Source organism: Streptomyces sp. NPDC001108 (assembly GCF_053598535.1).
The window spans coordinates 1-24401 of sequence record NZ_JBSFKL010000010.1; the positions used below are offsets into that span (position 1 = coordinate 1).

Consider the following 24401-nt stretch of genomic DNA (forward strand, 5'->3'; position numbering starts at 1 on the left):
CGAGATCGTCTCGAACCTCCCCAGCACATACCGCGCCATCCGCCCGGTACCCCCGAAGAACTCCACCGCCAACACCTCACACCGGTAACCCGGCAGCCTCTTCGGCCTGTTCACACGCCACCCCTGCTGCTCCGCAGATTCCGCAACGCGTTCTCCACACTCAACCGCTCCGCCGGAGTCAACGCCCGCACCCACCCCGGCTCCGCCTCCCACTCCACCCCACCCCCCACCGGCCGCAACGACCAGTACGGCCCCACCACCCCACGAAACTCCCCCACCCGACCCCCACGCCCCTCATCCCGGAACAACGCCCCAGGGGACGGCACTTCGGGCTCACCCGAAGGCCCCTCCGAGCGCCCCTCCGAGCGCTCCTCCGAGCACCTCTCCGAGGGCCCCTGACCGTTCGGCACACCTGCGTCCTCGCGCACGTCAACTCCGCTCCGTAGTTGTCCCACTACCAAGTGGGGTCAGCGTGACCTAGAGTCGAAGTGTCAGCAACGTGGCCGAAAGGCAGGGCACGATGGTCAACGTCAAGGAACTCAACCCGGAGGCGAGCCCCGCAGCCGCCTACGGAGCACGTTTGCGCAGGCTGCGCGAGGAGCGCGGTTGGACCCAGGACCACCTCGGTTCGCTGGTCGGGTGCACAGGCAGGCATATCTCGGCGCTGGAAACTGGGAGGAAATCGCCTACTCTGCCGTTTTCTCGACGTGTTGATGTGGCATTAGATACGACGAACACCGCTGATTCTTTCGAGCGCGAATGGCGCGAGATGAAGCACGGCAGCCTGCTGGAGGGCTTCCCGGAGTACGTGGGATACGAGAGCCGGGCGTCGGAGATCAAGCTGTTCGAGTGCGGCATGATTCCCGGACCGCTCCAGACCCGTGCGTACGCGGAGGCCCTGGCCACCAGCGCGGTGGACCGGGGTGTGATCACGCGCGAGCAGGCCGACGAGCGGGTCGCGTTCCTCATGGAACGGCAGGCCGCTCTGGTCCGGCCCCTGCCCCCACTGATCGTCGCGGTGCTGGACGAGAGTTGCGTCCGGCGTCCCATCGGCGGCCCCGCCGTGATGGACGCACAGCTTCAGCATCTGATCGACTTCGCCGCGCAGCCCAACACCATGCTCCAGATCGCCCCGTACAGCGTCGGTGAGCATCGACCGCTCGACCGGCTGGTGAATCTGCTGACTCTGTCGGACCGGTCCGTCTTCGCCTATGTGGAGTCGCAGACGCAGGGGCATCTCGACCGTGAACTGTCGTCCGTACTGCCCCTGGTGAGGGCCTACCATCAGTCGCAGGCCGTATCACTGTCACAGACGGCTTCCGTGGACCTGATCCACCAGCTACGAAAGGGCACCCCGTGACGACCGAAGCCACAACCCCCCACTGGGTCAAATCCTCCTACAGCAACAACGGCGGTTCCTGCGTCGAGTGGGCGCCGGCCCAGGTGCCCACCACCGGCGTCGTCCCCGTACGCGACTCCAAGAATCCGCACGGACCCGTACTGCACACCTCCCCCACCGCCTTCGCCGCCTTCGTCGCAGGCGTCAGGAACGGGGAGTTCGGCGCCGTCTGACCCACGCGCGTCCCACACATCCGATCCGTCAAACCCCACCGCGCCACGCACGGTGGGGTTTCGCGTTCCGCACCCCCCGCCGGTTTGCCGCCCCGACCTGACGGGCACCTCGAACGCGGCACGGTTTCGCTACCAGACAAGGGCAGTTGACGAGAGGGTTCCCATGGCGATCGAGTCCCCCCGCTGGATCAAGTCCTCCTACAGCGACAACGGCGGAACCTGCGTCGAGTGGGCGCCGGCCCAGGTGCCCACCACCGGCGTCGTCCCCGTACGCGACTCCAAGAACCCGCACGGACCCGTACTGCACACCACCCCCACCGCCTTCGCCGCCTTCGTCGCAGGCGTCAGGAACGGGGAGTTCGGCACCGTCTGAACAACGGATTTTGCCCACGGGGCCGGTCAGTTCAGCAGGGCAGCAGTGAACGTCTCGCGCTGGCCCACCAGCCAGTTCTGCATGCGGTCCCAGCGTCCCCATCCGCCGCGCTCGGCCAGTGCCTGGAGATAGACAGGGTCGCCGTCGGCCACGCGGCGGGCGACGAAGGCTCGGCAGACCTCCGTGGCCTGCTCGATGACGGCAGGGAGGTCGGCCCGGTCCCGCGCCGAGAGGCCGTACCCGTCGGCGAGAATCCGGAGGCGCGCGGGCACGTCCAGTCCGGCCGGGTAGGGAGCGGGTGCCGGTCCTGGGTCCCGCATGGGCACCCAGTAGCGGGCGGTCATCGCGACGTCCCAGAGGGGGCGGCCCGGGGCCGCCAGGTCGAAGTCGATCAGGGCCGCGGCCCGGCCGTCACGGAAGACGACGTTCTCCGGGCACACGTCGTTGTGGCACAGCAGCGTTCCGCCCTCCGGATCGGCCAGGTCCCGGGGCCACGCGGTGCGGGTGTCGACCGCGACGCCCGCACCGGCCTCGTGCAGACGCCGCAGCAGGCTCCCCACCGACGCGAGGGCGGCGCTCGTCATCGCCCACTCCGGGAACGGTGGCAGGGGCACGTCGCCGGGGACGAAGGTCAGCCGCTCACGCCCCTCGTCGGTGCGGCCGACCGGGATGGGCGCCGCGTCGAAACCGCGCTCCCTCAGCGCGAGGAGCCAGGCGTGCAGGGCGGGCGCGTGGGGCGGCGCCGGACGCTCGACCAGCGCACCCCGGCGGAAGACCGCCCCCGCGTTCGCCATCCCGCCGACCAGTGCCTCGCCCTCAGCCGTCATGACGGTCACGCTACTGCGGGACTGGCCATCGAGGTCCTGTTGTTGGCCGATGCAACAGGCCGGCCAGGGGATGGATGGGATGGACGTGGGCCCGGAACAGCGGCTGTGGAGACCGGTGCTGCGGAATTCCTCGCCGAGTACCGGTGGCCCGCCCATGGACGTGTCCGGGCTCCGACCCGCCGCATCACAAGGAGACCGTCCGCTCGTCGAGCGGCTCATGGGGCGGATCTCATGGGGCGGAGACCGGGGAGGCGGCGGGCGGGTACCAGGTGAGAATCCAGCCTGCGGCGAACGCCGCCGCGCCTCCGGCCAGGGCGATCGCGCCGCCTGTTCCGATGCCCGCGGCCACCGCGCCGAAGCAGACCGGTCCGATGCCCTGCAGTGTCATGCTGCCGGAGCCGAGCAGGCCGAAGGCCTGGCCCTGGCCCCCCTGCGGCAGGGCTTCCAGGAACGGCCGTTGCAGGCCGAGACCGTAGGCGAATCCGAAGCCGCAGAGCAGCAGCAGGCAGGACGAGGCGCCCACCCCGGGTTCGGCGGCGAAGCCGACCAGCGGCAGTCCCATCAGCGCGGTCAGCGGGACCACCAGTCGCTCACGGGTGGGCGGCCGCAGCAGTCGCCCCACCAACAGGTCGCCGACCAGCATGCCGACCGGCAGGCAGCCCATCAGCACCGCGTACCACCCGGGCGCGAAGTGGCGTCCTCCCGCGTAGGCCACGATCAGGCCTTCCCCGCCCGCCACGAACGCGGGCGGCAGCCACTGGGCCAGCATCAGTCGTCGCACCGTGGGTTCGCGCAGCAGCAGGCCGGCGCCGTGCAGGCTCGCCCGGACGGTGCCGCCGTCGCCCCGGGCGCCGCCGGGTGTGCAGCCGGACTCCCCCCGTTCGAGCCGGGGCAGTCCGATGCGGACAGCGAGCGCGCAGCCGAGGTAGAGGGCGGCGCCGGCCGTGAGCGCCCGGCGCGGACCGAGTACCGCGACGACCGCGCCTCCCAGCGCCAGACCGAACAGTTGCGCGCCGGAGGCCGCGATGTTGTTCAGTGAACGCCCCAGTACATAGGCGTCGCCCTCCAGCGACTGCGCGACCAGCCGACTCGACGCGCCGTGGAACACCGGTGTGGCGAGGGCGACCAGCGCCACGACACCGAGGGCTGCCGCGACCGGCATCCGTACCAGGGCGAGCAGCAGGGCGGAGGCGCACGTCACGGCGTAGCCACCGGTGATGAGCGCACGGGCCGGCAGCCGGTCGGCCAGTGAGCCCAGCAGCAGCGAGCCGAACAGCTGCGGGACGAAGCCGATGCCGAAGGCCAGTGCGCTCAGCGGCGCGGAGCCGGTGGACGAGAAGACCAGGACCGAGAAGGTGGTGATCCGCAGCGCGTCCGCGGTGATCGCGACGGTGCGGGTCGAGAAGAGCAGCCGGAATCGCGGCTCGGCCAGCACCTCCCGGTAGGTGGCACGGTGGTTGCCCTGCGCGGGCTCGGCGGTCGGGTTCATGACGCGCAGCCTCGCCGGGCGCCCACACCCCCACCAATGATTCGTCGCTGGACGAATCGGAGCGGATGCCCCGCAGTAGCATGGCCGGATGCTGCGCTTCGAAGTCTCCGTCGAAGACCTGCTGCGCAGCCGCTTCGCGCTGTCGCCCGCGATGGACCTGTGTTTCCTGCTGCGTGCGCTCGCCGGCCGGGAAAGGCCACTGCCGCGCGCCTGGGCCGCCCGGCTCCTGCCGGAGTTCGAACGGCTTCGCCGCGAGAGCGAACTGGACGCCGTCCTGGCCCTGCACAGCCCACGGGGCGGACCGGACTTCATCGCTCCGCCCCCACGCGGCCTCAGCCAGACCTGGGCGGACGACCTGGCCGTGATCCGGGCCACCCCGTGGGAAGCGGCCCGCCAGGAATGCGCCACCGCCGCGACCGGCCCGTTGGCCCGTGATCCCCGGGTACGCGCGGTGCTGGACTCGCCGAACGCCGTCTCCAGGATCGCCGAGGCGATGGACCGGGCGTGGCACGCGCTGCTCGGCCCCGACTGGCCGCAACTGCGCGCTATCTGTGAGCGCGACATCGTGCACCGGGTGGGCGTGATCGGCGAACGCGGATGGGCCACGACCATCGAGAGCCTGCACCCGAGCATCACGTGGCAGGCCGACCACATCGAGATCGGCCATTTCCCACACGCGGGAACAGTCCGCCTCACCGGTGCCGGGCTCCTGCTGATCCCTTCGGTCTTCGTCAGGGACCTCGCCGCCCACACGGAGGACCCCTGGCCCCGGACCTTGATCTATCGCGCCCGCGGCACCGCCGCCCAGTGGGGCGAACAGGACACCGTCCCCCAGCCGGACGCGCTGACCGCCCTGGTCGGCCGGTCCCGGGCCCGACTGCTGCTGGCGCTGGACGCCCCGGCCAGTACCAGCCACCTCGCCCGGAGCCTCGCCATGACACCCGGCGCGGTGGGGGACCACCTCGCCATCCTGCGCAGCTCGGGACTGCTCGTCCGCGCCCGGTCCGGACGGCCCGTGCTCTACCGGCGCACCCCGCTCGGCGAGGCGCTGGTCGCCGGTTCGCTCTGAGGGGGCCCGGATCAGGCTTCGCGCAAAGGCCATGGGATCCGGGACCGGCCGCCCCGCTCCGGCGCAAGGACCCCGACGTCCTACTCGTCCGGTTCCCAGGCGCGGAGCTGCTCGAAGAGACGGCGGTCGCCGTCGAGCTCCAGGGAGTCGATCGGGATGCGGTCGTGCAGGATGAGGACCAGCTCGTTGGCCGTGCCCCGGACGGACGCGAAGGCGGCGGGCGCGTCCGGGTCCTGGCTCCGGTCGGCCGTGGTGGCCGGGACCGTGCCGGGCCGGGAAAGACGGGCGGACCGCGCGCCGTCGGCGGAGAGCGAGAGGCGCCAGGAGTGGCCCTCGGAGGCATGGAAGTCGATCGCTGCGGGCTGGTGCGGCCAGGCGCTCGCCGTCGCGACGCAGGTGGACAGGAACTCGTCGACACCGTCGAGCGCCGCCTCCTCCGGCAGCGGCTGCGCGGCGCCCACGGTGATCTGGGCGTCGTACGTGTGCACCGCCATCTGCTGGAGCTGGTGCCGGGCCACGGCGCCGGAGGTGTGCGGCGACTGCAACGTCTCCCACCACGACCAGCAACCGCGATCCGGACCGGCCTCCCGCAACGCGTCCAGCAGTTGCCCCGTGGACTCCGCCAACCAGGCCAGCAGGGCCTCGCGCTCCCGGGGTGCGGCCGGGGCGCCCTCCGCGGCGGACTTGGCCGGGGCGGGCCCCGCTGCGACGGTGACGGCCCAGTCGCGGCGCCCCTCACCGATGTGCCGCGCCAGATCGAACAGCGTCCACTCGGGGCAGGTCGGCACCTGTACGTCGAGGCTGGGCGCGGACGCGACCGCGGCGCGGAAGGCGGTCGACCGTTCTTCGATCAGTCGCAGCAGATCGGGGAAGTCAAGTGTCATGGTCACGGTGAGTCTCTATCACCGCGTGCCGATCACCGGACAGCGATTTTCACCGCCGGTGCTGCGGTCCCTTTGCACCTCGGATGTCCCGTCCCATTCGATGCGTGTCGACCGTCCGGGCCGACCGCCATGATCGAGCGCTTGGCGCCGACGGCTGTGCGGTGGGCCCCCGGCCGTGTCCACCGGGTCGAGCCGGAGCGGCCGCGCCCGTTCCCGCACCACCGCACTCATCCCGCAGCGAACTCGTACTGCAACTCGTACAAGTGCCCCGCCTTGACCATGACGGTCGCCTCGATGGGCCGATCCCCGTCGCTGAACACCACACGCAACGTACGCAGTACCGGCAGGCCACCGGGCAGCCGCAGGACCCGGTGCTGTTCCTGCGTCGGAATCCGCGCGGAGACCCGGTCCACGCCGAGGCGTGGTGGATACCCCAGTTCGGCAAGGAGGGTGGGAGTCCCGCCAGGGATCCTCCGGCGTTCCGCCATCGCTGTACCGCTCACGATCTCCATCGGGTAGTACGAGGAGACCAGTTCAGCCGGTTCGTCATCGATGGTGAGCAGTTGGTGTCGCAGGAGCGCGGTCCCGGACGCCTCAAGCCCGAGGGCCTCCGCCACGTCCGACGGCGGAACACGCTCGGCGACCTCCAGAAGGGTGACGCGTCCCCGAAGGCCGTTCCTCTCGTTCTCCGTCACCCAGCGGTACGGGGCACCCGCAGCCGCCGGGGCCAGGAACGTGGCCGGGCGGACCGTACGCTGCCGGTGCTCGCGGGCCGTCACTGCGGCCCCTGGCCTGCCCACCACCAACTGCTCATCCTTGAGCAGTTGCAGGGCCTTCTGGATCGTGGCATTCGAGGCGTCGAATCGTTCCTTGAGCTGTGCGGTGGAGGGCAGGACGGCGCCCGGAGCGAGGTCACCGCTCAGGATCCGGTCCCTGAGGTCGGCCGCGATCCGCTCGTGGAGCGAACGGCGGTCAGCGGCATCAGCTTCGGCTCTGGGCACAGTCATCCGATCCTGATCTCGTACCGCAACTTCTGACGTCGCGGCGGCATGGCCATCATGTCGACCTGGATGGGCCGATCCGCGTCATCCAGCGTGAGCCTGGTCAGTTGCAGTACCGGCTCCCCCGGCCCCAGCAGCAGCGTCTCCCGCTCATGGCCGGTCGCCGGTCTCGCGGTCACGTCCTCGCGGACGCGCACGCCGACGTGGCCCAGATCCGACAGGAGCCGGATCGCCCCGCCCCGGATCTTCGCCGTCCCGGCAAGGGCGGTGCCGTCCGCGATGGCTAGCGGATAGTACGTGTCCGTCAGCTCGCAGGGCTCTTCGTCCAGGTACATGATCCTCCGGCGCGCCACGACCGGTTCGCCGACCGGGACGCCCAACAGGTCGGCGACCTCCTGCGGGGCTGCGACCCGGCCCGCCCGGACGATGCGCTGGCTGCCCCGCCGGCCTTCCGCCGCCGCCTCCCCAGCCCACGCGTCTCCCCCGGAGGCCGCAGAGAGATACGCCAGCGACGTGCTGGTCCATCCGTCCGTTCCCATGTCCTTCTCCTCACGCCACCAACGCCCGTACCGACCCTCCGCACCGCACGGCAGGTATCTCGGTCCCCACTATCACAGAGTCACCTTGCCGCTTTTCGCGAATAGCAGTACAGTCATCGTCACATTACAGACCGTGAGCAAGGCGGTGAGCCACCATGCCCCTGTCGCAGCGACAGCGGTTTCCTCGCAGACGCGCCTCTGTCGGCGCTTCGCGCGAGTTCGTCACCGATGTCCTCTCCGAGTGGGATCTCCACTCCCTGATCGATGACATAGCGCTGTGCGTCTCGGAGCTCACCACCAACGCGTTGCTGCACGGTGTGCCGCCGGGACGCGAGTTCTGCGTCGACCTTCAGAGGAACGGGGACTCGGTACGGCTGGAAGTCCGCGACAGCGGCCCCGGACGGCCGACGATCCGACACATCGACCCGACGCCTGCTCGGGACGGGGATTGCACATCGTGAGCGAGCTCGCCGACAGCTTCGGGGTCGACGACCACGTCGTCGGCAAGACCGTGTGGCTCACCTTCAAAGCACCACCACCGCCTCGCACCCGATGAAGGGCCCTCGCGCCGCCGGGAGGCGTGGGGACAGGGGTGCCGAGTCCGGGGCCCGCCGGTCGTGCGGCGGCGGGCCCCGGGGCCGTTACGAACCCAGGATCGTGGTCAGGAACTCGCCGGTCCAGGCCAGGAGTTCGCGGCCGACGACCGGCTTCCCGCCCACCTTTCCGGTGGTGGGGCGGGGCACCAGGATCTGGTGGACGGCCGGCTTGATGACCGTACGCGGGTACAGGCGCTTCAGCCGGAGCTCCTGGGACTCGCGCAGCTCGACCGGGGCGAAGCGGATGTTCGGGCCCTGGAGGACGATCTCGCCGACGCCGCAGGCGCGGGCCAGCATGCGCAGACCGGCGACCAGGAGCAGGTTCTCGACCGGCTCGGGCAGCTTGCCGTAGCGGTCGGTCAGCTCCTCCCGTACGGCCCGGATGTCGTCCTCCGTGTTGGCGGAGGCGATGGCGCGGTACGCCTGGAGGCGCAGCCGCTCCCCGGGGGCGTAGTCGTGCGGGACGTGGGCGTCGACCGGAAGTTCGATCTTGACCTCCAGCGGCGGCTCCTCCTCCACACCGCCTTCGAGGGAGGCCCGGTAGTCGGCCACCGCCTCGCCCACCATCCGTACGTACAGGTCGAAGCCGACGCCCGCGATGTGTCCGGACTGCTCGCCGCCCAGAAGGTTTCCGGCGCCCCGGATCTCCAGGTCCTTCATCGCCACGTACATGCCCGCGCCCATCTCGGTGTGCTGGGCGATCGTGGCGAGGCGTTCGTGGGCGGTCTCGGTGAGCGGCTTCTCCGGCGGGTAGAGGAAGTAGGCGTAGCCGCGCTCGCGGCCCCGGCCGACCCGGCCGCGCAACTGGTGGAGCTGGGAGAGGCCGAAGTTGTCGCCGCGCTCCACGATCAGGGTGTTGGCGTTGGAGATGTCGATGCCGGACTCGACGATCGTCGTGGAGACCAGGACGTCGAACTTCTTCTCCCAGAAATCCACCACCACCTGTTCCAGGGCCTGTTCGGACATCTGCCCGTGTGCCGTGGCGATCCGGGCCTCGGGGACGATCTCGCGGAGCCGGGCGGCGGCCCGGTCGATCGACTCGACCCGGTTGTGGATGTAGAACGCCTGGCCCTCGCGGAGGAGTTCACGGCGGATGGCGGCGCCGATCTGCTTCTCCTCGTACGGGCCGACGAAGGTGAGGACGGGGTGGCGCTCCTCGGGGGGCGTGGTGATCGTCGACATCTCGCGGATGCCGGTCACGGCCATTTCGAGGGTACGGGGGATGGGGGTCGCGGACATGGTGAGGACGTCCACGTTGGCGCGGAGCTTCTTGAGCTGCTCCTTGTGCTCGACGCCGAAGCGCTGCTCCTCGTCGACGATGACCAGGCCGAGGTCCTTGAACCGGGTCTCGGAGGAGAAGAGGCGGTGGGTGCCGATGACCAGGTCGACGGAACCGTCCTTGAGCCCTTCCAGGGTGGCCTTGGACTCGGCCTCGGACTGGAAGCGGCTGAGCGCCCGGACGTTGACCGGGAACTGGGAGTAGCGCTCGGTGAAAGTGCCGTAGTGCTGCTGGACCAGAAGAGTCGTGGGGACGAGGACGGCGACCTGCTTGCCGTCCTGGACCGCCTTGAACGCCGCCCGGACCGCGATCTCCGTCTTGCCGTAGCCGACGTCGCCGCAGATCAGCCGGTCCATCGGGACGGACTTCTCCATGTCCTCCTTGACCTCGGCGATGGTGGAGAGCTGGTCGGGCGTCTCCGCGTACGGGAAGGCGTCCTCCAGTTCGCGCTGCCAGGGGGTGTCGGGGCCGAAGGTGTGGCCGGGGGCCGCCATCCGGGCCGAGTAGAGCTTGATCAGGTCGGCGGCGATCTCCTTGACGGCCTTCTTCGCGCGGGCCTTGGTCTTCGTCCAGTCGGCGCCGCCGAGCCGGTGCAGGGTGGGGGCCTCGCCGCCGACGTACTTGGTGACCTGTTCGAGCTGGTCGGTCGGGATGTAGAGGCGGTCGCCGGGCTGGCCGCGCTTGGCGGGGGCGTACTCGACGAGCAGGTACTCGCGGGTGGCGCCCTGGACGGTCCGCTGGACCATCTCGATGTAACGGCCGACGCCGTGCTGCTCGTGGACGATGTAGTCGCCGGGCTCCAGGGTCAGCGGGTCGATCGTCTTGCGGCGGCGGGCCGGCATCCGGCCCAGGTCCTTGGTGGCGGTGCGCTGGCCGGTGAGGTCGGTCTCGGTGAGGACGGCGAGCCGGAGCGCCGGGTCGACGAAGCCGTGGTCGATCGCGCCGCAGGAGACGTGGACGACGGACGGGGAGATCTCCGCGAGGTCCGGGTCGAGGCGGGCGGCGATGCCCTCGCCGCTGAGCACCTCTACGGTGCGGGAGGCGAGGCCCTGGCCCTCGGTGACGTAGACGGTGCGCCAGCCCGCGGCGATCCGCTCCCGGGTGTCGGCGAAGGCGCGCGCGGTGTCGCCCCGGTACGCCTCCGGGGCGTGCATGCCGAGCTGGAGCGTGTCCTCGTCGACCTCGGCGTCGTCGGCGGCGAACGGGGAGACCGACCACCACATCATGCCCAGCTCGCGGGCCCGGTCCCGGACGTCCGCGATGCCCCACAGCGAGGCGGCGCCCACGTCGATCGGGGCCTCGCCGCCGCCCGCCGTGGCCGCCCAGGACGCCTGGAGGAACTCCTGGCTGGTGGCGACCAGGTCGGCGGCCCGGGTGCGGACCCGCTCCGGGTCGCAGACCACCGCCATCGCGCCCTGCGGCAACACGTCGAGCAGCAGCTCCATGTCGTCGACGAGCACCGGGGCGAGGGACTCCATGCCCTCCACCGCGATCCCCTCGGCGATCTTGCCGAGCAGTTCGCCCAGCTCGGGGTGGGCCTCGGCGAGGGCGGCGGCGCGCTGCCGGACCTCGTCGGTGAGCAGCAGCTCGCGGCAGGGCGGCGCCCACAGCCCGTGCTCGGCGATCTCCAGCGAGCGCTGGTCGGCGATCTTGAAGTAGCGGATCTCCTCGACGTCGTCGCCCCAGAACTCCACCCGCAGCGGGTGCTCCTCGGTCGGCGGGAAGACGTCGAGGATGCCGCCGCGTACGGCGAACTCGCCGCGCTTCTCGACCAGTTCGACCCGGGAGTAGGCGGCCGCGGCGAGCGCCTCGACGGTCTTGCCGAGATCGGCGCTCTGCCCGATGGCCAGCGCCACGGGCTCCAGGTCGCCGAGCCCCTTGACCTGCGGCTGGAGCACGGAACGGATCGGCGCGACGACCACCGAGACCGGCCCGGTCTCCGGGTCGTCCGCGCGCGGGTGGGCCAGCCTGCGCAGCACGGCGAGGCGGCGGCCCACGGTGTCCGAGCGGGGCGAGAGCCGCTCGTGCGGCAGGGTCTCCCAGGACGGGAACTCGGCGATCGTGTCCGGCGGCAGCAGGGTCCGCAGCGCGGCCGCCAGGTCCTCGGCCTCCCGGCCGGTGGCGGTGACGGCGAGGACCGTGCGCCCGGTCTCACGGGCCAGCGCGGCGATGGCGAAGGGGCGGGCGGCGGGCGGGCCGACGAGGTCGACATGCATCCGGTGGCCGTCGCCGGCGGCCCTGACCGCTTCGTCGAGCGCCGGGTCACGTACGACGACATCGAGCAGACCGTGCAGGCTCATGAAGGGCTTCCGTCCGGTAACGAAGGGCAGGTCCCGGCAGCCGGCTGCTGCCAGGAACAGGGCAACGCGAAGGGCCCGACACGTGTACGGGGGCGGCTTCCGGTCCGGCACGATCCGGGGGGCCGCCTCCGGACGGGCCGGGGACCACCAGCCTACGACTCCGACGCGGTGCCCGCGTGCGGGCGCCCGGGGCGCGCGGTGGCCGAAACCTCCGCACGCGGCGGCACCGGCGACGCGCGCGGGTACGGGAGCGGGCACGGGAACGCGGACCGGGCGCGGCCGGGACGGAAACGGAACGTTACCGGCCGGGGCCGGACGGACCGTCCGTCGCACGGGGGCGGCCGCTCGTCGCAGGACACACACCGTTCATCTCCAGCCCGCACACAGTTGTGTCCTGGGTCCTCACAGAAAAGAACCCAGCGTCTACGCTTTGGCCGAAAGACTCCACAAGCAGGTGCGGGGGCAGGCGTACGGCAGCGGGGGCACACGTGGGCGACAACGAGATGTCCGTATTCGGAGTCTCGGCGGCCGAGGAAGCGGTGTACCGGCATTTCCTGCGCAACCCGGGCAGCACCGTCCAGGACGCGCAGCTGCTGCTCCACATCACCCCGAGGACCGCGCGCGACTGCGTCGGGCGGCTCCGGGAGCTGCGGCTGCTCCACCCCGAGGAATCCGGCCAGGAGGTCTTCCCGACCGATCCGGAGACCGCCGTCGCCCGGCTGATCGACCAGCGGGTGCACGCCCTGCACCAGGAGTTCCAACGTGTCACCCGGGCGCGGCACGTCATCGACGGTCTCCGTGCGGAGCAGCTGACCCGTAATCCGCCCCCGCTCGGGATCGAGCAGCTGGAGGGGCTGGCCCAGATACGCAACCGGATCGACGACCTCGCGTTCTTCGCGCGGGAGGAGATCCTCTCCGTGGAGCCGTACACCAAGCTGTCGGCGGAGAACATCGCCCGGTCCCGCCCGCTGGACCTGCGCTGTCTGCGGCGCGGGGTGAAGATCCGGAACGTGGTGGTGCGGGACGCGCTGCGGGACCGGGCGACCGCCGCCTACCTGCGGGAACTGGTCGAGCACGGGGCGATGATCCGGGTGACGGAGCAGAGCGCCGAGCGGCTGCTGGTCTACGACCGCAAGGCGGCGCTCGTCCCGCTGGACCCGCACGACACCTCGCGCGGGGCGCTGCTGGCCCACCGCAGCGGCCTGGTCAGCAACATCATCGCGCTCTTCGAGAAGATCTGGGACCAGGCGACGGACCTCGGCCGGGCGGACCACGCGGTGGTCCGGGAGGACCCGGAGGAGTGCCTGTCGGAGACCGAGCGCCGGGTGCTGGTGTCCATGTGCTCGGTGGGCAAGGACGAGGCGGGCGCGCGCGAGCTGGGGGTCTCGGTACGTACGTACCGGCGGCACGTCGCCGACCTGCTGCAGAAGCTCGACGCCGCGAGCCGCGCCCATGCCGCGCTGCTGGCCCGGGAACGCGGCTGGATCTGACCCACGGCTGAACCCGCGAAGCACGGCCGGAACGGGAACACGGCGCTGGAACAAGGCCGGGGCCGAAGCACTGCCGGGACCGAGCACAGCCGGGACGGAAGCACAGCCGGATGTGAAACACGGCCGAATCCGAACGGTCCGGGCGGCCCGGTCCGTCCGTCCGGCTCAGGGGCCCTCCGCCCAGCCGGTCAGGGCACGGTCGGCGAAGGCCCCGGCGACCCGGCGGCGGACCTCGCCCCGGTCGGCGGAACCGTCCAGGTCGATCCGGAGCTCGATCCGGTCGGGGCCGACCGCGCGGGGCGTGCAGAGCCAGTGGGCGGGCAGCAGGCTCAGCAGGCGTACGACGGTGGTCTCGCCGGTCGCGGCCGTGGCGTCGCGGCGGACGGCGACCAGGTCGACATGGCCGTCCGCGCCGCCCGGCCCCCTTCCGGTCATGCCCGGCCCCCTTCCGGCGGGGCCAGGAGCCGCCGGGCGGCCGTCGCCATGGCCGTGATCCCGGTGGGCAGGGCGGTGCGGGCGTCGGGCGCGAACTCCGGCGCGTGGTTCGACGGCACCGGCGGGCCGCCGTCCCTGGCCCGGCGCCACGGCCCCGCCCCGGTGGCCCCGAGCAGCCAGTAGACCGCCGGTACGCCCCCGGCGGCGTACCGGGCGAAGTCCTCGGTGGCGGTGATCGGTCCGGTGCCGGTGACCCGGTGCGGGCCGAACACCTCCTCGTGGGCGCGGCGCACTTCGGCGGTGGCGGCCGGGTCGGTCGGCAGGGCGGGCGAGCGGGCGGTGACGGTGATCGCCGGCTCCTCCGGGCAGCCGGCGGCCGCGCACTCGGCCCTGACGATGCGCTCCACGGCGGCCACCATCCGGTCGACGGCCGGTTCGGTCAGGGCCCGGACGCTGAGCGAGAGCTCCGCGGTGGCGGGGACGACGTTGCCGGGGCCGCCGGCCCGCAGGGCGCCCACGGTCAGCACGGGCCGCTCGGCCGGGGCGGTCTCCCGGGCGACCGAGGAGTGCAGCCGCAGCACCGTCGCCGCCGCGGTGAGGACCGGGTCGACGGTCAGGTGCGGCGTCCCGGCGTGGCCGCCCAGCCCGTGCACGGTGACGTCGACCGAGGCGCCGGCCGCCATCAGGGGCGTGCCCGGGTCCGCGACGTGGGCGAGGGTGCCCGCGGGGGCGGGCGAGGTGTGCTGGGCGAGGACGGCGTCCGGGGTGCCGAAGCGCTCGTAGAGGCCGTCGGCCAGCATGTCCCGCGCCCCGGTCAGGGTCTCCTCGGCGGGCTGGCCGACCGCCAGGACGGTGCCCCGCCAGGCGGACCGGGTCCGGGCCAGCGTGTCCACCGCACCGGCGAGCGCGGCGAGGTGGAGGTCGTGGCCGCAGGCGTGCATCACCCCGGGCACGGTGCTGGCGTAGACCAGGCCGGTGCGTTCGGTGACCGGGAGGGCGTCCAGCTCGGTGCGGAGCAGGACGGTCGGGCCGTCCCCGTTGCGCAGGACGCCGACGACGCCGTGGCCGCCGACCTCCCGGGTCACCGCGCAGCCGCTCGCCGCCAGCCGGGCGGCGAACAGGGCGGCGGTGCGCCGCTCGGCGCCGGGCAGCTCGGGGTGGGCGTGGACGTCGAGATACAGCTCCAGGGCCGGACGCAGGACCTCCCGTTCCACCGTGGACGTGGCGGACGTGACCGTCTCCCGCATGTCATCTCACCTCGTTCCGCCGGGTGGGCCGCATCAGCGTGCGCCGTCCCGGCTTCAGTAGTACGGCGTTTCACTGACAGGGGGTGTCAGCGGTCTGACAGCGAAACCGCTGCCGATCCGACAGCGCCCGCAGCTGGAATGGGCCGGACGCAGGGGAACGGTGCCGGATCGGCCGGTCCGTCCCCGGGAACCAAGGGAGAACACCATGGCCCCCAAGACCGAGCTCGCCGCCCTCGCCGACGAGATCCTGGAGCTGGAGTCGGAGACCTTCGAGATCTCGGACTACTCGGACGCCGCCGAGGTCGTGCTCGCCGGTTCCACGTCCTGCTCCTCGACCTCCACCTGCTCCAGCACCACCAGCACCACCTCCTGCTGCGCCTGACCGGTTCAGCGGTCGTACGGTCCGGCGGGACCGGGGCCCTTCCCGTGCCAGGGGCGCGGGGAGGGCCCGTTTGCCGTTCACCGGGGTCGCGGGGGTCCTCCGAGTTACGGAAGTCCCCCGGGTCCCGGGAGTCACCGGGTTCACGGGAAGGGGTGCGGCACCCGTTTGATCCCGGACTCCGGCAGGTCGTCGGCGCGGCGGCCGGCGGCCCGGAGCGCGGTGCGCAGCCGGGGCATCAGCAGGGCGCGCTGCCGGTTCCAGCCGAAGTCGAGCGGCAGCAGGCCGGGGACGACGGTGGCGACCGTGTGCAGGCCCATGCGGCGCTGCTCGGGGGTGGTCTGGTCGACGGCGACGACATCGTGCCCGGCGGCGGCGAGCCGGTCGCGCAGCAGGTTCAGATCGTCCAGCAGGTCCCCGGTGCGGGGGCGGCGGGGCTGCCAGTCGGCGAACGTGTCCGCCAGTGGACGCATGTCGACGGGTTCCAGGTACTCCCGGGCGTGGACGGCCATCTCCGGCAGCCCGTAGAGCTGGGCGTGGTCCTTGAGCTGCCGCACCCGGCCGAAGTCGCTAGCCATGGCGGTGAGTTCGGCGTGGCGTTCGGCGACCTGGTAGGGCAGGTGCGGGATGTAGGTGAGCACCTCGGAGAGGGCGGACTCGACGGTGGCCTCCGGGTCGAATCCGGCGGCGGCGGCGAACGACAGGGTGCCGTGCCCGCCGTCCCGGCGTACCGCGAGGGCGGTGACGACGGGGACGTCCAGGTCCATCCGGGTGTCGAAGGCGTGGACGTCGTAGCCGTGCAGTCCGGCCCGGTCGATCATGGAGCGGACGGCCGGGGAGCGGCAGGTGGTGAGGTCGATCGCGGTGAGCGGGGTCCGGCCGTGCCAGGCCAGCAGGAAGGCGTCCCGTTCGACGAGCTCCAGCAGCCCGTAGAGGATCGCCTCCTCCACACTGCCGCCCGTGGCACAGCCGTTGGAGCATTCGAAGACGAAGTTGTCGGCCTCGACGCCGGCGCTGTAGTGGGCGAGCCGGGCGGGGACGAGGACGGGCCGGTCGTCGCGCAGGGAGTGGCCCCACACCCAGGGGATGGGGCGGTCGGGGTCGAACGGGGAGACCATCGGGTCGTTCGCGTAGGTCTCGGGTGCGTAGAGGCCGCAGGCGGCGGGGTCCACGGCGTGGTCGGCGAGGCGGTGGTAGCTGTCGACGACGGGGGTGGTGCCGCGTCGGCGGGTGGTGCCCGCGTACCGCTCCAGGCCCTCCAGGTGGGCGAGGAGGCGGCTGGTGTCGTAGCTGTTGGCCTGGCCGCTGAAGGTGACGTCGTTGAGCCCGGCGTAGCCGCGGACGAAGTGGGTTCCGGCGGCGGGGGCGGTGGTGGTGGAGGTGGGGTTGATCCAGAGGTCCGAACCGAGGGTGCCGCAGACCGGGTTGACGAGCGCGGCGGTGGGCAGCGGGTACGAGGACAGGGGGCGCAGCCGGTAGCCGTCGGGGTCGGGTTTGGGGGCCGGGCCGAGGTGCATGCGGGCGGCCTCGGCGGTGTCGGGGACCGGGCGCACGCAGGAGGGGCAGAGGGGTTCGGGCAGGATCGGGAAGGTCGCGGTGGCGAGGGTGGCCAGGTCGATCCGGCTGACCCGGGGCAGGGCGCGGTCGGCGGGGGTGGTGTCGGACGCGGTGGCTCCGGCCGGGGCGGGGGCGGGGTCGCCGAGGACCGCCCGGTAGAGGGACCAGACGGCGTCGGCGGCGTAGGCGGTGAGGACGGGCCAGTGGGTGGCGCCGTTCGGGGAACCGCCCAGCTCCAGGGCCTCGCGCTCGGAGCGGCTGCGCAGCCGCTGCCAGCGCATGGCGAGGCACTGGCCGCAGGCGGTGGCGCCGGGCCCGCCGCCCCAGGGCCCGATCAGCACGGCGCGGGAGGTGAGCTGGACGTTGGCGGCCGGGCGGAGCTCCGCGTACGGGTCGGGGGCACCGTGGCCGAGGGTGTCGGCGGCGCCGAGCGGGACGACGAGCGGGGCGGGCAGGGCGGCCGCGTCGGGCGCTTCGCGGTGGCGGCGGGCGAGTTCGGCGTGGAGGGCGGTGCGGGCCTCCTCCAGCGGGGTCTCGCCCCGGACCGGCGGCACGGGTACGGCGGGGGCCGCCGGTGCGGCGGGGGCCGTCGTCATGACTTGTCGCTCCAGCGGAAGGTCTTCAGCGCGATGGCGCCCAGCACGACGGCGAACCCGGCGAGGACCACGCAGGCCAGCCCGATGTCGCCGTTGGTGCCGTTGCCGGTGAGGGAGCCGGAGATCCCGTCGTTGAGGTAGCGCAGCGGCAGCACCCGGGAGAGGTTCTGCATCCAGCCCGGCATGGCGTCCAGCGGGAAGAACGAGCCGGACAGGAACGCCATCGGGATCATCAGGCAGTTGGCGACGGCGGCGACGGCCTCCGGCGTCTTGGCGTAGCTGCCGACGATGACGCCGAGGGCGAGGAACGCGGTGATGCCGAGGACCAGGACGGGCAGCGCGAGCGGCCAGCGCCCGTCCACCTCCAGGCCGAAGGCGGGCAGCATGGCGACGGCCACGAAGAGCACGGACTGGACGGCGCCGATGGCGAGGGCCAGCACGTACCGGGAGGCGAGGACGGCGGAGACCGGGGTCGGGGTCATCCGGATGAGGCGCAGGATGTCGTCGCGCCGCCACTGCATGAGGACGAAGCCGACCCCGAACACGGCGGCGTTGCCGACGCCCCAGGACAGGACGCCGGGGGCGATGTAGTTGATGTAGGGGCGGCCGCTCTCCTCGACGGTCTGGCCGTGGAAGATCAGGCCGAAGACGACGAGGAAGATGAGCGGGAAGGCGAAGGTGAAGAAGAGCGTGGTCTTGTCGCGCGTGTAGGCCCGGTATCCGGCCTGGCTCAGCGCCGCGTATGCGCTCATCGGGGTTCTCCGTATCACTTGCTGAGGTCTGTACGTGGGGGGGCGGACGGGCCGGGGCGGGAGGGGTCAGGAAGCGTCCGGGGCGGCGGCGGTCAGCGCCAGGTAGACGTCCTCCAGGTCGGCGGTGCGGGTCTGCACGCCCCGGAGCCCGGCCAGGGCATCGATCGCGGCGAGGACCTTGCCGGATTCGAGGGTCTCCAGCACGAGGGCGCCGGGCTCCTCGGTGACGGCGTCGACGCCGTCGATGGCCCGCGCCTGCTCGGCGGTGAGCCGGTCGTCGGGGACGACGAGGCGGGTGGTGGGCGCGGCGGCGGCGATGAGGTGGGCGGGGCTGTCCAGGGCGACGACGGACCCCTCGACCATGATCGCGACGCGGTCGCAGAGCGCCTCGGCCTCGTCGAGGTGGTGGGTGGTGTAGATGATGGTGCGGCCCTCGCCCTTGAGGTCGCGCAGCACCTGCCAGAGCGCGCGCCTGGCCTGCGGGTCGAGGGCGGCGGTGGGCTCGTCCAGGAAGATCAGTTCGGGTTCGTGGACGAGGGCGGAGGCGATGGCCAGGCGCTGGCGCTGGCCGCCGGAGAGATCGTCCACCCGGACGTCGCCCTGTTCGGTGAGGCCCACGGAGGCGAGCGCCCGCTCGGCCGCCGCCCGGTCCGTCCGGTAGAGCGCGGCCATGGTGCGCAGGTGCTCGCGGGCGGTGAGGCGGACGAAGAAGGCCGACGTCTGGGTCTGCACGCCGAGCCGGGGCAGCAGCTTCGGATCGCGCGGCCAGGGGCTGGAGCCGAGGACGGTGACGGCGCCGGAGTCGGCCCTGCGCTGCCCCTCCATGATCTCGACGAGGGTGGTCTTGCCGGCCCCGTTGGGGCCGAGCAGCCCGAAGAACTCGCCGCGCCGCACGGTGAACGACACCCCGTCGACGGCGTGCCGCTGACCGTACGTCTTGCGTACGGCGTCGAGGACGACGGCGGCGTCGGACCGGTCGTCGTCCGGGGCCGTCCGGTCGCCCGGGGAGGGGGAGGGGGCGGTGGGGGTCATGGACTTCTCCTTGCGGGGGGCTGAATCAGGTGGTGAGCAGATGGCGGGCGGCGGCCACGACGACGGCGGCCACGACGGCGAGCGCCAGCACCGCCGCCAGCCCGTAGGCGCGGTAGGCGGCCCTGGCCGGGCGCGGGTAGTCGCCCGCCGCCGGGTCGCGGCGGGCGGCCAGCCGCAGGTACGCGAGGGTCGAGGCGGCCAGTTCGGTGGCCCCGCAGAGCTGGCTCGCGATCCGGTACCCGTCCAGCGGCGGGAGCGGGACGAGCATGGCCAGCGCCTGCACACTGCCCAGGAGCAGCAGCGCGCCGAGCGCGTCGTGCGTGGCGGTGTCCAGGGGGGCGAACAGCCACAGCGCGCAGAACGGGAGCAGGAACAGCAGGTTCATCACCGCACCGGCCACCGCTGTCTGGATGCGTTGCCAACGGGTGCCGAGATACAGGTAGTTGTCGACGGTGCAGTACATGATGATCACGGGCAGCCGCCAGCGCAGTCCGATTTCGGCCACGGTGCCGCCGTGGTGCCGGGCGACCACCCCGTGGGCGAGTTCGTGCAGCGCGGTGCTGAACCAGAGGAGCGTGGCCGCGCCCACCAGAAGGACCGGATTGGTGAACAACTCCTTTGTCACATCGAGGAGTTCGCCCACCCGTACGGCCACCAGCATCTCCATCGCCAGCACCAGGGCCAGCAGCGGCAGCAGGAAGCCGGGAACGAGCAGGAAGCCGACCACCCGGTGCAGCCGGTCGGTGGTGGCGTCGGCGTCGGCGACCAGGCGGATGCTGCCCTTCAGCAGTCCGCGCTCGGCCCGCTCCGGCCCCGCGGGGACGTCCACGGCGGTGGACGCGGGCGCGGGCGCGGGTGCTCCGGCGAGCAGGCCGCGCGTCCCGAGCATCCGCAGGATCTGCTGCCAGCGGGCGCCGTCCAGCCTGCGCCCGTACTCCTTCGCGTACTCCTCGCCGATCTCCGCGAGGCTGCGGCTGCCGTCCATCCGGGCGATCAGGAAGTGTTCCTTGGGGCCGACCTTGAAGGAGCCCCCGGCGGCGGTGTCCTTGATCAGGTGGACGGTGGCCGGGCCCTGGAGGAGGGCGTCGCTCAGCAGGACCTGGGGCCCGAGCGCGGGCCGGTACTCGGCGAGGCCCGGTGCGGCGCCGGGCGGGGTGGGGCTCATCCCGACTCCCGCAGCGCCCGGCCGAGGACGTGCGAGAGGTACGCCTCGTCCCGGATCGTCACATGCAGCCGGTTGTTGGTCATGTGCATGTACGGGGAGAGGAGCAGGGGCAGCGAGACCGCCGGGTCGGTGACGCGCTCGTCGCGCTCACCGTCCCAGGAGCGGAACACCAGGTCGCCGTTGCGGCTCAGCTCGACGGCCCGTTCGCGCAGTTCGGCGCAGTGCTCGGCCCACCCGGCGAGGAATCCGGGCAGCCGGGCGGCCTCCCCGTCGGCCTCCCCGCCGGCCTCCCCCGCCGTGGCGGCGCGGACGCGGGCGAAGCGGGCGGCCAGTCCGGGTGCCATGGCGGCGTAGTTGCGGTCGTACTCGTCGCTGCCGATGAAGCCGGTGCCGGGGAACGCCTTGTGCCAGAACTCGTAGTAGCTGTCGAGGTAGTCGGCGAGTTCGGTGCGGTCGGGGAGGAAGGCCGCGGACATCACCATCATGAGCTGCGCGGAGGTGCCGAGCAGCACGGTCCGCAGGTGCAGGTTCTTCGTCCGGAACGCGTCGATGACCAGGTCGCTGGAGTGCCGGAAGTGCCATTCGGCCAGCTCGATCCCGGCCGGGCCGCCGTACTTGCCGTACTCCGGCTCGTACGGTTCGGCGCTGCGCGAGTTGTTGGGGCGCAGCCGCATCCGGCCCTGGTCGTCGGTGTAGTGGCCGCGTTCGGCGCCGGGGAACTCGATGTCGAACAGGGTGTTGTAGAAGTCGTTGAGGAAGCCGGAGTCCACCTCGTACAGGGCGGGGCGCTCGGTGAGGAAGGTGTCGATCGCCGCTTCGGTGCGGCGCCGTACCTCGGCCTCGGCGGCGGGGCTCGCGGGCTTGATCCGCAGCCGTACGTGCGGCCCCTCCAGCCAGTAGTTGATGAAGAAGTAGCCGTCGATCAGGCCGTCCGCGTCCAGCTCCTCGATCAGCGGGCGGACGCACTGGGTCAGCATGGGGCGGGGGTTGGCGGCGTAGAAGATGTGGGTGGCCTGCCAGGACCCGGCGGTGGTGGCGATGGCCTCGGGTACGGGTGGTGCCGTGCTCATGACGGGTCGGTCCTTTCCACGGAAACGGCGGGGGCGGCGGTCTCGACCGCGAGTTCGGCGACGTGGTGGCCCCGGCCGGAGACGGTGTGCAGGCCGTTCTCGTCGGGGAGCATCTCCCGGAACACGACGCGCGCCTCGGCCGTCCTGATCAGGGCCTCGAACGCGGCCAGCGAGAGGGTGCTGTCGAAGTCGAGGTACGAGGGCTTGGCGCCGGTCGCGCCGCGCGCCCCGCTGTCGGAGACGGTCGCGAAGACCCGGTCCGGCAGCCCGTGGGCCCTGCGGAACGCCTGCCAGCCCAGGAACCAGTCGTCGTCCGCCCGCCCCGGCCCGCGCAGCGGCAGCACGGCGGCGGGCGCGCTCCAGCTGCGCCGGGCCAGCACCACACTGCCGTGCCGGACCCGGGGCCGCGTGGTGACTCCGTGGACGGCCACGCCCTCGGGGACGCCGCCCCACACGTTCAGCGGGGACATCGAGGTCGGCGAGAGCAGCAGCAGGGTGCGGGGCAGTTCGGGCAGCGCGAGCGGGACGAGGTAGCCGAGGTAGACCGGTACGACCTCCTTGCCGAGCCGGGTGGAGCGCAGCACCAGCCGGTCCGCTTCGCGGTCGTGGACGAGGTGGAGGTCGTCCAGGTGGATGCGGTTCTCCTCGGGGAGGGTGCCGCGCTCGCCGGGGCAGACGATCTCGTAGTCGGTGAGCCGGCCGTGCAGGTTGAGGTTGCTGGTGACGGGGCCGCCGGTGACCTCCGCGAGGACGGCGCCGTCGGGCAGCAGGTCGGCGGTGGCGGCGTGGAGCTGCTCGGCGAGGCCGTCGAAGAGGTGGGTGAACCGGCTGAACGGGAAGGACACCCCGCCGTAGGAGCGGTTGAGCACCACGAGCGGATCGCCGGGCCGGTCGGCGATCTGCACATGGTGGGCGAGCGGAGTGAACTCACTTTGCAAGGAGTCGAGTTCGGCGGCGACCTCGTCCAGCAGCTCACCGTCCACCCGGATCTCGCCGCCCCGGTCGGGGTCGGCCTCCCAGGCGGCCCACAGGGCCCGCATCCGCTCGACGAAGGTCTGCCGGGCGGTGTCGAGGGCCTTGAGCTGGGGCAGTCCCAGCCAGTTCTCCTCGGGGACGTAGTCGCCCTCCGCGTCGAAGGTGGTGCGCTTGGCGGTGAACGACATGTACTGGTCGAAGAAGTCCTCGTGGAAGTCGTGGACCAGCTTCAGCAGGTCGTCGCAGCGGCCGCCCTGCCCGTACCGGGCGAGGAAGAAGCCCTTGAACGTGACGCGCTGCGGCAGGGTCAGGTCGAAGGCGGGCAGGACGCGCTCCACCGCCCCGAGGGGGGCCGCGGCGAGCCGGTCCCAGGCGGCGGCGGAGAGCTCGGTGCGGCGGCCGGCCGCCACGTCCTCGTAGAGCAGGGTCTGCGGGATACGGGCGGCCGCGCCCAGCTCCTCCTCCTGGAGGGTGCGCAGCGCCTCCCTCAACTCACCCATCAGTACGCGGCGTTCGGCCGGGGAGGCGTCGGCGAACCGCTCGATCCCGGCGGCCGGGCCGACCAGGTGCCCGGCGAGCCGGTCGGCCCAGGGGCGGCCGAGGCCGCGCAGCGAGTCCTGGAGGGCGCCGAGCGGGTCGGTGTCGTGGACCTCGGTCCGCAGGCACGGCACCTGCACCATCCCGATGTCCAGCAGTGCCTGGAGGTACTGGGCGCACTCCTGCGGGTCGGCGCCCCGGTCGGCGGCGAGCCAGTCGGCCAGCTCCCCGTACCGGAGGGTGTCGTGCTCCTCGAAGAGGCCGAGGAGGCGTTCCAGGGTGCCGCTGCGGCGCAGGAAGAACAGCCGGTCCTTCACCGCGTCGAAGGTGACGGCGGTGGACTCGTCGCCCTGGGTGACCCAGCGGCGCACGTAGCGGACCCGGTCGTCGTCGCGGCCCCAGCCCGAGGCGGGGGCGACCGGGAGATCGGCCCGGCGGACCGGATCGGCGACCACGGCTTCGGTGAGCCGGCCGATCGCGGCGACGTTCAGCCGGATCCGCCCGTCCCAGACGTCCTCGACCCGGGCCCGCAGATCCTCCTGGCCACCGTCGGAGAACGTGCCGAGGGCGACCCCGGTGAAGGTGGAGAACGGGCTGGTCTTGCAGGCCGTGCGGTACAGGTACGAGAGCAGCGAGCGTTCGATCTTGCGCTGCTTCTTGTCCGGCGCGGCGGCGGCGTCGGAGCGGATGTACGTGTCGAGCTGGGCGTCCAGGGCCGGGGAGGCGAGCAGCAGCGCCCGGCGCAACCGCTCCTCCCCCGCGAGCGCGCGCAGCCGGGCGCGGGCCTCGGCGGTCTCCCCGGCGAGAAGTGCGGCGCCCCGGGCCCGTCGCTCCTCCAGGCGGTGGCGCCCGTCGAGCCAGGCGGCCAGTGCGTCGGCGGCCTCCGCACCGGCCGCCGTGCCGAGTCCGCGCATCAGCCCGCGGGCCCGGTCGGTGGCCCCGGGGCGGGGCAGGCGGTTGTTGAAGATGTCGCGGCGCAGGGCGAGCAGGGTGCGGCGCAGCGTCTCGTCCTCGCTGCCGCCGACCAGGTCGTGGATCAGGTCGGCGAGCCGTTCGCCGTCCGCGCGCACCCGGTCGGTGGCGTGCAGGACGTCGTCGGCCCAGCGGCGGCTGTCCGGGCAGCGCAGGCCCCGCACACTGTCGAGCGGCAGCCCGGCGACCCGCAGCATGAAGCGAGGGCGGGTGGTGGCCGCGGGGGCGGCGGGGGCCGGGTGGTCCGGCGTCATGACGGGGTCTC

At 72.6% G+C, this 24401-nt stretch carries 21 protein-coding genes and 1 pseudogene; 7 read left to right on the forward strand and 15 right to left on the reverse strand.

Annotated features, from left to right (window positions below):
• Window positions 1-110 precede the first annotated feature (110 nt).
• Window positions 111-326: a hypothetical protein gene (locus tag ACWC97_RS22120; protein WP_352277069.1), complete on the reverse strand. Its 216-nt coding sequence runs from the start codon at window positions 324-326 to the stop codon at window positions 111-113.
• A gap of 194 nt (window positions 327-520) precedes the next feature.
• Here ACWC97_RS22120 and ACWC97_RS22125 point away from each other — a divergent pair, with 194 nt between their 5' ends.
• The 3 genes from ACWC97_RS22125 to ACWC97_RS22135 all read left to right on the forward strand — a co-directional run bounded on the left by ACWC97_RS22125 (window position 521) and on the right by ACWC97_RS22135 (window position 1945).
• On the forward strand, window positions 521-1360 hold the full coding sequence (locus ACWC97_RS22125; RefSeq protein WP_450651361.1) for a helix-turn-helix domain-containing protein: 840 nt from the start codon (window positions 521-523) through the stop codon (window positions 1358-1360).
• On the forward strand, window positions 1357-1572 hold the full coding sequence (locus tag ACWC97_RS22130) for a DUF397 domain-containing protein (RefSeq protein WP_450651076.1): 216 nt from the start codon (window positions 1357-1359) through the stop codon (window positions 1570-1572). Before ACWC97_RS22125 ends, ACWC97_RS22130 begins: the two co-directional genes overlap by 4 nt.
• Before the next feature lie 163 nt (window positions 1573-1735).
• On the forward strand, window positions 1736-1945 hold the full coding sequence (locus ACWC97_RS22135) for a DUF397 domain-containing protein (protein ID WP_385206654.1): 210 nt from the start codon (window positions 1736-1738) through the stop codon (window positions 1943-1945).
• Between the two features lie 26 nt (window positions 1946-1971).
• On the opposite strand, the gene ACWC97_RS22140 is transcribed toward ACWC97_RS22135, so the two are convergent.
• The gene (locus ACWC97_RS22140) at window positions 1972-2772 is read right to left on the reverse strand and encodes a phosphotransferase (RefSeq protein WP_352276927.1); all 801 of its coding nucleotides are present in this window, start codon (window positions 2770-2772) and stop codon (window positions 1972-1974) included.
• A 229-nt stretch (window positions 2773-3001) separates the two neighbouring features.
• A complete protein-coding gene (locus tag ACWC97_RS22145) occupies window positions 3002-4261 on the reverse strand; it encodes an MFS transporter (protein ID WP_450651079.1) in 1260 nt (419 codons plus the stop codon).
• Between the two features lie 88 nt (window positions 4262-4349).
• Here ACWC97_RS22145 and ACWC97_RS22150 point away from each other — a divergent pair, with 88 nt between their 5' ends.
• Complete coding sequence (locus ACWC97_RS22150; RefSeq protein WP_450651080.1) at window positions 4350-5330, forward strand: winged helix-turn-helix domain-containing protein; 981 nt, start codon at window positions 4350-4352, stop codon at window positions 5328-5330.
• Between the two features lie 80 nt (window positions 5331-5410).
• On the opposite strand, the gene ACWC97_RS22155 is transcribed toward ACWC97_RS22150, so the two are convergent.
• The 3 genes from ACWC97_RS22155 to ACWC97_RS22165 form a co-directional block, all read right to left on the reverse strand.
• Window positions 5411-6214 carry a maleylpyruvate isomerase N-terminal domain-containing protein gene (locus tag ACWC97_RS22155; protein WP_450651363.1) on the reverse strand — a complete coding sequence of 268 codons (804 nt, stop codon included), beginning with the start codon at window positions 6212-6214 and terminating at the stop codon, window positions 5411-5413.
• Between the two features lie 227 nt (window positions 6215-6441).
• Window positions 6442-7221: a GntR family transcriptional regulator gene (locus ACWC97_RS22160; RefSeq protein WP_450651082.1), complete on the reverse strand. Its 780-nt coding sequence runs from the start codon at window positions 7219-7221 to the stop codon at window positions 6442-6444.
• Window positions 7218-7754 (reverse strand): GntR family transcriptional regulator, encoded by a 537-nt coding sequence (locus tag ACWC97_RS22165; RefSeq protein ID WP_450651084.1) that lies wholly within the window; start codon window positions 7752-7754, stop codon window positions 7218-7220. The genes ACWC97_RS22160 and ACWC97_RS22165 overlap by 4 nt, the downstream gene beginning before the upstream one ends.
• A gap of 155 nt (window positions 7755-7909) precedes the next feature.
• On the opposite strand from ACWC97_RS22165, the pseudogene ACWC97_RS22170 reads away from it, so the two are divergent.
• Window positions 7910-8310: pseudogene (locus tag ACWC97_RS22170) on the forward strand (ATP-binding protein).
• Window positions 8311-8395: 85 nt separating this feature from the next.
• Here ACWC97_RS22170 and mfd read toward each other — a convergent pair.
• Window positions 8396-11929: a transcription-repair coupling factor gene (gene mfd, locus ACWC97_RS22175; protein ID WP_450651086.1), complete on the reverse strand. Its 3534-nt coding sequence runs from the start codon at window positions 11927-11929 to the stop codon at window positions 8396-8398.
• Window positions 11930-12432: 503 nt separating this feature from the next.
• Between mfd and ACWC97_RS22180 the strand changes: the two genes are divergently transcribed.
• The gene (locus ACWC97_RS22180) at window positions 12433-13419 is read left to right on the forward strand and encodes a helix-turn-helix transcriptional regulator (protein ID WP_450651088.1); all 987 of its coding nucleotides are present in this window, start codon (window positions 12433-12435) and stop codon (window positions 13417-13419) included.
• 165 nt (window positions 13420-13584) lie between these two features.
• Here ACWC97_RS22180 and ACWC97_RS22185 read toward each other — a convergent pair whose 3' ends face one another.
• On the reverse strand, window positions 13585-13854 hold the full coding sequence (locus ACWC97_RS22185; protein ID WP_352276920.1) for a hypothetical protein: 270 nt from the start codon (window positions 13852-13854) through the stop codon (window positions 13585-13587).
• Window positions 13851-15101, reverse strand: a complete 1251-nt coding sequence (locus tag ACWC97_RS22190; RefSeq protein WP_450651091.1) for an amidohydrolase — start codon at window positions 15099-15101, stop codon at window positions 13851-13853. Before ACWC97_RS22190 ends, ACWC97_RS22185 begins: the two co-directional genes overlap by 4 nt.
• Window positions 15102-15306: 205 nt before the next feature.
• Here ACWC97_RS22190 and ACWC97_RS22195 point away from each other — a divergent pair, with 205 nt between their 5' ends.
• Window positions 15307-15483, forward strand: a complete 177-nt coding sequence (locus tag ACWC97_RS22195; protein WP_352276917.1) for a thiazolylpeptide-type bacteriocin — start codon at window positions 15307-15309, stop codon at window positions 15481-15483.
• A gap of 140 nt (window positions 15484-15623) precedes the next feature.
• Here ACWC97_RS22195 and ACWC97_RS22200 read toward each other — a convergent pair whose 3' ends face one another.
• The 6 genes from ACWC97_RS22200 to ACWC97_RS22225 all read right to left on the reverse strand — a co-directional run bounded on the left by ACWC97_RS22200 (window position 15624) and on the right by ACWC97_RS22225 (window position 24390).
• A complete protein-coding gene (locus ACWC97_RS22200; protein ID WP_450651093.1) occupies window positions 15624-17633 on the reverse strand; it encodes a TOMM precursor leader peptide-binding protein in 2010 nt (669 codons plus the stop codon).
• A complete protein-coding gene (locus tag ACWC97_RS22205) occupies window positions 17630-18385 on the reverse strand; it encodes an ABC transporter permease (protein WP_352276914.1) in 756 nt (251 codons plus the stop codon). The genes ACWC97_RS22200 and ACWC97_RS22205 overlap by 4 nt, the downstream gene beginning before the upstream one ends.
• 66 nt (window positions 18386-18451) lie before the next feature.
• A complete protein-coding gene (locus ACWC97_RS22210; RefSeq protein ID WP_352276913.1) occupies window positions 18452-19417 on the reverse strand; it encodes an ABC transporter ATP-binding protein in 966 nt (321 codons plus the stop codon).
• Window positions 19418-19442: 25 nt separating this feature from the next.
• A complete protein-coding gene (locus tag ACWC97_RS22215) occupies window positions 19443-20582 on the reverse strand; it encodes a M50 family metallopeptidase (RefSeq protein ID WP_352276912.1) in 1140 nt (379 codons plus the stop codon).
• Window positions 20579-21652, reverse strand: coding sequence for a lantibiotic dehydratase C-terminal domain-containing protein (locus tag ACWC97_RS22220; protein ID WP_352276911.1), 1074 nt, complete (start codon window positions 21650-21652; stop codon window positions 20579-20581). The genes ACWC97_RS22215 and ACWC97_RS22220 overlap by 4 nt, the downstream gene beginning before the upstream one ends.
• Window positions 21649-24390, reverse strand: a complete 2742-nt coding sequence (locus ACWC97_RS22225) for a lantibiotic dehydratase (RefSeq protein ID WP_450651096.1) — start codon at window positions 24388-24390, stop codon at window positions 21649-21651. The genes ACWC97_RS22220 and ACWC97_RS22225 overlap by 4 nt, the downstream gene beginning before the upstream one ends.
• Window positions 24391-24401: the final 11 nt, after the last annotated feature.

Coding starts and splice junctions, on each gene's coding strand:
- ACWC97_RS22125 (WP_450651361.1), top strand. CDS start 521: ATGGTCAACGTCAAGGAACTCAACCCGGAGGCGAGCCCCGCAGCCGCC.
- ACWC97_RS22135 (WP_385206654.1), top strand. CDS start 1,736: ATGGCGATCGAGTCCCCCCGCTGGATCAAGTCCTCCTACAGCGACAAC.
- ACWC97_RS22140 (WP_352276927.1), bottom strand. CDS start 2,772: ATGACGGCTGAGGGCGAGGCACTGGTCGGCGGGATGGCGAACGCGGGG.
- ACWC97_RS22145 (WP_450651079.1), bottom strand. CDS start 4,261: ATGAACCCGACCGCCGAGCCCGCGCAGGGCAACCACCGTGCCACCTAC.
- ACWC97_RS22150 (WP_450651080.1), top strand. CDS start 4,350: ATGCTGCGCTTCGAAGTCTCCGTCGAAGACCTGCTGCGCAGCCGCTTC.
- ACWC97_RS22155 (WP_450651363.1), bottom strand. CDS start 6,214: ATGACACTTGACTTCCCCGATCTGCTGCGACTGATCGAAGAACGGTCG.
- ACWC97_RS22160 (WP_450651082.1), bottom strand. CDS start 7,221: ATGACTGTGCCCAGAGCCGAAGCTGATGCCGCTGACCGCCGTTCGCTC.
- ACWC97_RS22165 (WP_450651084.1), bottom strand. CDS start 7,754: ATGGGAACGGACGGATGGACCAGCACGTCGCTGGCGTATCTCTCTGCG.
- mfd (WP_450651086.1), bottom strand. CDS start 11,929: ATGAGCCTGCACGGTCTGCTCGATGTCGTCGTACGTGACCCGGCGCTC.
- ACWC97_RS22180 (WP_450651088.1), top strand. CDS start 12,433: ATGTCCGTATTCGGAGTCTCGGCGGCCGAGGAAGCGGTGTACCGGCAT.
- ACWC97_RS22185 (WP_352276920.1), bottom strand. CDS start 13,854: ATGACCGGAAGGGGGCCGGGCGGCGCGGACGGCCATGTCGACCTGGTC.
- ACWC97_RS22190 (WP_450651091.1), bottom strand. CDS start 15,101: ATGCGGGAGACGGTCACGTCCGCCACGTCCACGGTGGAACGGGAGGTC.
- ACWC97_RS22195 (WP_352276917.1), top strand. CDS start 15,307: ATGGCCCCCAAGACCGAGCTCGCCGCCCTCGCCGACGAGATCCTGGAG.
- ACWC97_RS22200 (WP_450651093.1), bottom strand. CDS start 17,633: ATGACGACGGCCCCCGCCGCACCGGCGGCCCCCGCCGTACCCGTGCCG.
- ACWC97_RS22205 (WP_352276914.1), bottom strand. CDS start 18,385: ATGAGCGCATACGCGGCGCTGAGCCAGGCCGGATACCGGGCCTACACG.
- ACWC97_RS22210 (WP_352276913.1), bottom strand. CDS start 19,417: ATGACCCCCACCGCCCCCTCCCCCTCCCCGGGCGACCGGACGGCCCCG.
- ACWC97_RS22215 (WP_352276912.1), bottom strand. CDS start 20,582: ATGAGCCCCACCCCGCCCGGCGCCGCACCGGGCCTCGCCGAGTACCGG.
- ACWC97_RS22220 (WP_352276911.1), bottom strand. CDS start 21,652: ATGAGCACGGCACCACCCGTACCCGAGGCCATCGCCACCACCGCCGGG.
- ACWC97_RS22225 (WP_450651096.1), bottom strand. CDS start 24,390: ATGACGCCGGACCACCCGGCCCCCGCCGCCCCCGCGGCCACCACCCGC.